At 60.9% G+C, this 6,190-nt stretch carries 6 protein-coding genes and 2 pseudogenes; all 8 read right to left on the minus strand.

Translation table 11 applies throughout. From position 1 onward, the window contains the following. Positions 1-150: pseudogene (locus QWY80_RS13985) on the minus strand (5-dehydro-4-deoxyglucarate dehydratase); the annotation flags it as partial. A 366-nt stretch (positions 151-516) separates the two neighbouring features. After that, positions 517-1,314, minus strand: coding sequence for an NAD-dependent epimerase/dehydratase family protein (locus QWY80_RS13990; protein ID WP_290232623.1), 798 nt, complete (start codon positions 1,312-1,314; stop codon positions 517-519). 193 nt (positions 1,315-1,507) lie between these two features. After that, positions 1,508-1,660, minus strand: a complete 153-nt coding sequence (locus QWY80_RS13995) for a hypothetical protein (RefSeq protein ID WP_290232626.1) — start codon at positions 1,658-1,660, stop codon at positions 1,508-1,510. Between the two features lie 12 nt (positions 1,661-1,672). Then, entirely contained in the window at positions 1,673-2,989 is a 1,317-nt protein-coding gene (locus QWY80_RS14000; protein ID WP_290232630.1) for a TRAP transporter large permease, read from the minus strand. Further along, entirely contained in the window at positions 2,989-3,501 is a 513-nt protein-coding gene (locus QWY80_RS14005) for a TRAP transporter small permease subunit (protein ID WP_290232633.1), read from the minus strand. Before QWY80_RS14005 ends, QWY80_RS14000 begins: the two co-directional genes overlap by 1 nt. A gap of 61 nt (positions 3,502-3,562) precedes the next feature. Next, positions 3,563-4,645: a TRAP transporter substrate-binding protein gene (locus tag QWY80_RS14010; protein WP_290232635.1), complete on the minus strand. Its 1,083-nt coding sequence runs from the start codon at positions 4,643-4,645 to the stop codon at positions 3,563-3,565. Between the two features lie 55 nt (positions 4,646-4,700). Further along, the gene (locus QWY80_RS14015; protein ID WP_290232638.1) at positions 4,701-5,969 is read right to left on the minus strand and encodes a glucarate dehydratase family protein; all 1,269 of its coding nucleotides are present in this window, start codon (positions 5,967-5,969) and stop codon (positions 4,701-4,703) included. 38 nt (positions 5,970-6,007) lie between these two features. Next, positions 6,008-6,190, minus strand: a pseudogene (locus tag QWY80_RS14020) (5-dehydro-4-deoxyglucarate dehydratase); the annotation flags it as partial.

Raw genomic sequence — 6,190 nt, forward strand, 5'->3', positions numbered from 1 at the left:
CACCGCGGAAATGTCGTGGCTGATGAACCACTCCAGACGCCGGCGATAGCTCTCGGCGTCGAAGCGGCCCTCCTGGTCGAAGTCGGTGATGGGAAACGACAGCAGGCCGTCACCGATGGCTTGCACCACTGCTTGTCTGGAAAACTTCACGCAACCGTCCTCTTGCTTATCGGGGCCAGGGTCTCCCCGACCGCCTCTACGGGTGACTGACAACGTCTTGTTGTCATACATCATACAAAATAACCGCCACTCTCCCCCCCCGGCAAGCTCGATCGAGCAAATTACGACCAAAGTTGAAGAGGGGCTCGAGCTGAGACGCCGCCAGCAGTCGGCGGCACCATAGGATAGGTGGCCATCGCGATCCCACCACGGAGCCCACGGATGGACCTCGGCGACCTGCTGCTCGACAGCCTCGACATCACCCTGCCCGTCTTCGTGGGCTACCTGCTCAGGCGACTCGGCATGCTCGACCACTGCATCGCCTAGCTCGGCTGCGCCAGCTCGGCATGCGCCCCCTCAAGCGTCATCGGGGTGACCGAAGGTGATGAACTTGCCGCCCTGGTAGACGACGGCGGGATCGTCGGGATCCTGCGCCGGCTGCCGTGCGATCTCCTCGCGCCAGGGCTCGGAGCTGTCCCTGGGCACCCAGCCCAGGAAGGCCACCTTGCGGTTGTCCCACCAGCTCTCGCGGTTGTCCGAGGCGCCGTAGATCACCGTATTGCCCAGCCTGGGGGCCACGAAGGCACGCTCGAGCAGGTTCACGAAGTCCGCGACGCTCATCCAGGTGGCCATCATCCGGGCATCGGCCGGCCTGGGGAAGCAGGAACCGATCCGCACGCTCAGCGTCTCGACGCCGAACTTGTCGAAGTAGAGGCTCGCCAGGTCCTCGCCGAAGCACTTGGAGACGCCATACAGGGAGTCGGGGCGATGCGGCACCTCGGTATCGAGGCGCGTGGTGCGCGGATAGAAACCGATGGTGTGGTTGGAGCTGGCGAAGACGATGCGCGGCTTGCCCAGCTGCCGAGCCGCCTCGTAGAGGTTATAGGTGCCGATGATGTTGGCCTGGAGGATGCTTTCCCAGGGCTTTTCCACGGACATGCCACCCAGATGGATGATGCCGTCGCAATCGGTCACCAGGGCACTGACCGCCTCGGCATCGGCCAGGTCGCCGTGAACCAGCTCTTCATGATCGGCGGCCTCACCGAGGTCGGCCACATCCGACAGCCGCACCCGGCGTGCCAGCCTCGTCAGGTGGGGACGAAGGGCCTGTCCCAGGCCGCCGGCGGCCCCCGTCACCAGGATTCGGTTCAACATGCCAACACTCCTTTTGATGTCCAGGACGATCCACCGGTCACGCTGGCCCGTAGGCGGCACAGATCATGAACCAGGCGCTGCTGCACCCGGCGGGAATCAACGAGCGCTCGGCCTGGCAGCGTCGCCCGGCCGCATCATGACGACGCTGCGACGGCAGGCGGGACAATTACCTATCATGTGTTGATCCATCGGATTACAGCAGCATGAGCCAGATGATTATGACGGTGGCCACCAGACCGGCGATCTCTGGCCAGAAGCCAAAACGGAACTGGTTGACCTCTTCCGGAGAATCGCTGACAGTCAGCTCGTCGTCCTGCCGCGTCAGCTCATCATTGCGCATCTTCATAGTAGATAGCTCCTAGCCAAACATCAGGTTGGGCAACCACAGCGCCAGCTGCGGGAAGAATAGCACCAGCGCCATGCCGATCACCTGTAGGCCGATGAAAGGCAGCACTGCGCGGAAGATGTGCTGCAGCTCGACTCCTTCAGGCGCCACACTCTTGAGGAAGAAGCAGGCCGGGCCGAACGGCGGCGAGAGGTAGTAGATCTGGATGTTCATGGCGAACAGCACGCCGAACCATACCGGGTCATAGCCCAGGCCCACCACCACCGGGGCGAAGATCGGCACGGTGATGAAGATAATCGCGATCCACTCAAGGAAGGTCCCCAGCACCATAACGATCAGCATCATGACAGCGATGACGGCCAGCGCTGGCATGTCGAGCCCTTCCAGGAAACCGGTCAAGAAGCTGACGCCACCAATGAGGTTATAGATACCCACCAGGCTGACCGCCCCCAGCACTAGCCAGATGATTGAACCCACGGTCAGAGCCGTTTGGCGCATGGCATCCCGGATCATACGATACGAGAACTGCTTGAGAATCGCAGCGACAATCATCGCCCCTACGGCACCCATGGCAGCAGCCTCAGTCACTGTAGTGATGCCGGTATAGATGGCTCCCAATACGCAACTGATCAGGATGAACGGCAGGATAGCGCCCTTTAGATACTTGAGACGCTTATGCAGCGGCAAAGCGGTCTCGGGGATGTCGTTAATCGGTGCAAGCTCCGGATTAAGACGACAACGAATCAGGATATAAGTGATATAAATAGAGGCTAACACAATGCCCGGAACAACGCCGGCGGCAAACAGCTTCGTGATCGACACCTGGGCGGCCAGGCCATAGACGATCATCACCACCGAGGGCGGAATCAGCGTGGCCAGCGCGCCGGCGGCGCAGATGATACCGATCGACAGGTTACGATCGTATCCCAGGCGCAGCATCTGCGGCAGGGCGATCAGGCCCAGCATGACGATCTCGCCGCCCATGATGCCGCTCATCGCGGCGAGGATCACCGCCACCACACAGGTCTGCACGGCCACCGAGCCACGCGCACGACCGCCGAGGATCGACATGCTGTCGAACAGCGAGTGGGCGATACCCGAGCGTTCCAGGACATTGGCCATGAATACAAAAAACGGCACGGCGACCAGCTCGTACTTCTCGAGCACGTTATAGACGTTGGACGCGACCAGGAAGAGGCCATCCGGACCATAGTAAAGTAGCGCGGTGACCACCGACACTGCCAGGGTGGTAACTCCCAGCGGAATGCCGAAGGCCATCAGCGCCAGTAGCGCTAGAACGATCAATAAGGTGACGACTTCAATACCCATTATTCGGCCTCTCCCTTAGCCTGGTCCTCAAACCAGTGAACCACGTTGGCGAGCAGTTGCAGGAGGTACAAGAACGCCCCCACCACCAGGATTGGTTTGAGGTAGGCCGGCAACGGCGGATTGAACGAGCTTCCGCTGCGCTCACCGCCATGCAAAGCCATCATCGCCGGCTCCCAGGCGGCCCAGATCAATGCACCCAGGGCGAAAATCGCCACCACCAAAGAAACTAGCTCCATCTTCTTCCACACGTGTGCAGGTACAATCAGCTCCATCATGGTGATGGCAATGTGCCGTTTGCGTTGTGTCACGTAGCCGCTGGTCAGAACCCAGCCAGTGGCACACAGTGCCATAACCGTCTCGAAGGTCCACTGTGTGGGCGCATCGAAGACGTAGCGCATGACTACCTCGAGTGCGGACAGCACAATACAGGCAAAGAAAAGCACGGCGCAGGCATAGCCGATAAAGGCACTGATTCGGTCCATGCCAGCCGCCAGTCGGCTGAGTAGTCGCATAGTAGACTCCAGTCAAAAAAAAGCCACGGCATCCCCCTGCCGTGGCTCGAAAGGAGACGAATCAGTCCTGCTGATCCTGTGAAATCGTGGCAGTGTCCGTCTCAGCACCATCCTTGAGCAAGCCGGCTTCACGCATATACTCAAGGTGGGCCTGCAGAGCCTGCTGAGCCAATTCGCTCCTCTCGCCAAACTCTTCCCAGGCACCTTGGGCGATCTCGCGGAACTGGTCACGCTCTTCCTGCGGCCAGTCGATGACGGTCATGTCGTCCTTTTGCTTGTCACGGGCCACCAGTTTCTCGTCCTGCTCCTGCACCGCAATTGCTAGGTCGCTGAAGGCGTCGTAGAACCACTGGCTCAGGGCCTCCTGATCCTCTTCGCTCAGCGACTCCCAAGTTTGCTGGTTGAGCGTAAACTGCTGCGACGACATGCTGTGGATGCCCGGATAGATCGGGTACTTGGCGATGTCGTGCAGACCCGAGGCATCATTGTTGACGTAGGCGGAGGCATCGGCGGCGTCGACCACGCCCTGCTGCAGCGAGGTATAGACCTCGGAGAAGGGGATGTTGACGGGGGTCGCCCCAGCACGCTCGAAGACAGCTGCCGCCAGGCCCTCCGGCGAGCGGATTTTCACTCCCTGGAGGTCCTCGACGCTACGAATGGGCACCGCAGCGACCAAAGCCTCGCGCTTGTAGGGACCGCAGCCCACCACCTGTACTTTGTCATCTACCTGGGCATCGATAGCATTCTGGAGCGCCTCTTCCCCACCGCCGTTCTGACAGAAGTCGAGGAACTGTGAGGGCTTATCGTAGCCGGCAATCAGGTCGCCCATTAGAGCAAAAGCCGGGTCCTTACCGGTAAAATAGGCCGGAGCAGTCATATCACCATCTAACAGCCCCATGGCCACGGCTTCGATGGTCTCCTTGTATGGAACCACACTGCCGATGGGCATCAGGTTGATGGTGACATCGCCGCCGGTCATCTCCTCGAGCTTGGGCGCCCAATTTTCCTGGAGATACTGATAGGCGAAATCGCCGGAGTTGAAGGAGGTCTGGACCTTCAGCTCCTCTGCGGCCTGAACGGCACCGGCGAAGGCCAGAGTAGCGCTCGCCAGGGTGATGGAATGAGTCAAGGTGCGAATCTTCATGTCGGTATCCTTGTAGCTATTGTGGGTTCAACATCGAAATGCCTCCTACGAGGCGTCAGAAGCGAGGTACCTTCCCTGTCCAAGCAGGGTCGTACTTCTGCATCTCCTTCACATCGTTACGCGAACGAATGCCACACTCCTGAAAGTTGCGCGCCAGTTCCTTCAAGGCGTCGCGATCCAGCTCGACGCCCAGACCGGGCGCATCGGGGACGCGTACGCTGCCGTCCTCGAAGGCGATCTTGCCGCCGACGATGACCTCTTCCTCCTGCCAGGGATAATGGGTGTCGCAGGCATAGGAGAGGTTGCCGATCGCCGCGGCGGCATGGGTCATGGCCATCAGGCTGATGCCGAGGTGAGAGTTGGAGTGCATGGACAGTCCCAGCCCCCAGGTCTCGCAGACGCGGGACAGGTCCCGGGTCGCCTGCAGCCCGCCCCAATAGTGGTGATCGGAGAGGATCACATCCACGGACCGCTTGGCGATCGCCTCGGGGAAATCGAAGAAGCCGATCACGCACATGTTGGTGGCCAACGGCATGGTGGCCGACCGATGGACCTCGGCCATGCCGTCCTTGCCGGGGGCGGGGTCCTCGAGGTACTGCAGCAAGCCTTCCATCTGCGGCATCAGGCGCCTGGTGGTCTCGGGCGTCCAGCCACCGTTGGGGTCGATGCGCAGCGGGTGCTCGGGGAAGGCCTCGCGCAGGGCGCGGATCGCCGCCAGCTCCTGCTCGGGCTCGAACACGCCGCCCTTGAGCTTGATCGACTGGAAGCCGTACCGATCGATCATCTGTCGGGCCGAGCGCACTACGTCTTCGGGAGTCAGTACCTCTCCCCAGTCGTCGACCCAGCCGTCCTGGCTGAACTGGTGACGGCCGTACTTGTAGAACAGATAGGCACTGTAAGGGACGGCATCGCGCACCTTGCCACCCAACAGGTCACAGACGCTGCGACCGGTAATCTTGCCCATCAGATCCAGGAAAGCGACTTCGAAGGCGGCGAAGATGCGCGGCAGCGTGGTGGCCTGGTTGGTTCCTGGCGCCAATTCGATACCGCCCTGTTGCGGCTCACTATCGGCGGACTGTTCGATGATGGCCTTCAACTCGTTGAGATGGAAGACATCGACGCCTGCCAGTCGGGATGCCACCTTCTGCAGTTGCGAAAGGGTCTGCTCGTCACCATAGGACTCGGAGAGGCCGGAGCGCCCGTCCTCGGTGACCACCTCGATGATCGAGCGAAGTGCCCAGGGCTCATGAATACCGCTCACGTTGAGCAGGGGAGGATCGCGGAAGGCGATCGGGGTGACGACGACAGATGCGATACGGGACATAGCTTTTCCAGGATCGACGAGAAATTGCAAACGCTGCGTTACAGGCCGTCAGCGAACTTGATCAGTGACGCGAGCTGCTGGCGCTCCTCGGAAGTGGGCATGGTCAGGGGCGCACGCACGCTACCCGCCGGACGACCGATGAGCTCGGCGCCGGCCTTGATCAGGCTGACGGCATAGCCCTTCTTCCGATCCCTGAGGTCCACGAAGGGAATAAAGAAGTC

The organism is Halomonas ramblicola (genome assembly GCF_030409215.1).
Classification (GTDB): Bacteria; Pseudomonadota; Gammaproteobacteria; order Pseudomonadales; family Halomonadaceae; genus Halomonas; species Halomonas ramblicola.

What these genes read in the sequence shown, in the direction of transcription:
- QWY80_RS13990 (WP_290232623.1), bottom strand. Translation starts at nt 1,314, where the DNA reads ATGTTGAACCGAATCCTGGTGACGGGGGCCGCCGGCGGCCTGGGACAG.
- QWY80_RS13995 (WP_290232626.1), bottom strand. Translation starts at nt 1,660, where the DNA reads ATGAAGATGCGCAATGATGAGCTGACGCGGCAGGACGACGAGCTGACT.
- QWY80_RS14000 (WP_290232630.1), bottom strand. Translation starts at nt 2,989, where the DNA reads ATGGGTATTGAAGTCGTCACCTTATTGATCGTTCTAGCGCTACTGGCG.
- QWY80_RS14005 (WP_290232633.1), bottom strand. Translation starts at nt 3,501, where the DNA reads ATGCGACTACTCAGCCGACTGGCGGCTGGCATGGACCGAATCAGTGCC.
- QWY80_RS14010 (WP_290232635.1), bottom strand. Translation starts at nt 4,645, where the DNA reads ATGAAGATTCGCACCTTGACTCATTCCATCACCCTGGCGAGCGCTACT.
- QWY80_RS14015 (WP_290232638.1), bottom strand. Translation starts at nt 5,969, where the DNA reads ATGTCCCGTATCGCATCTGTCGTCGTCACCCCGATCGCCTTCCGCGAT.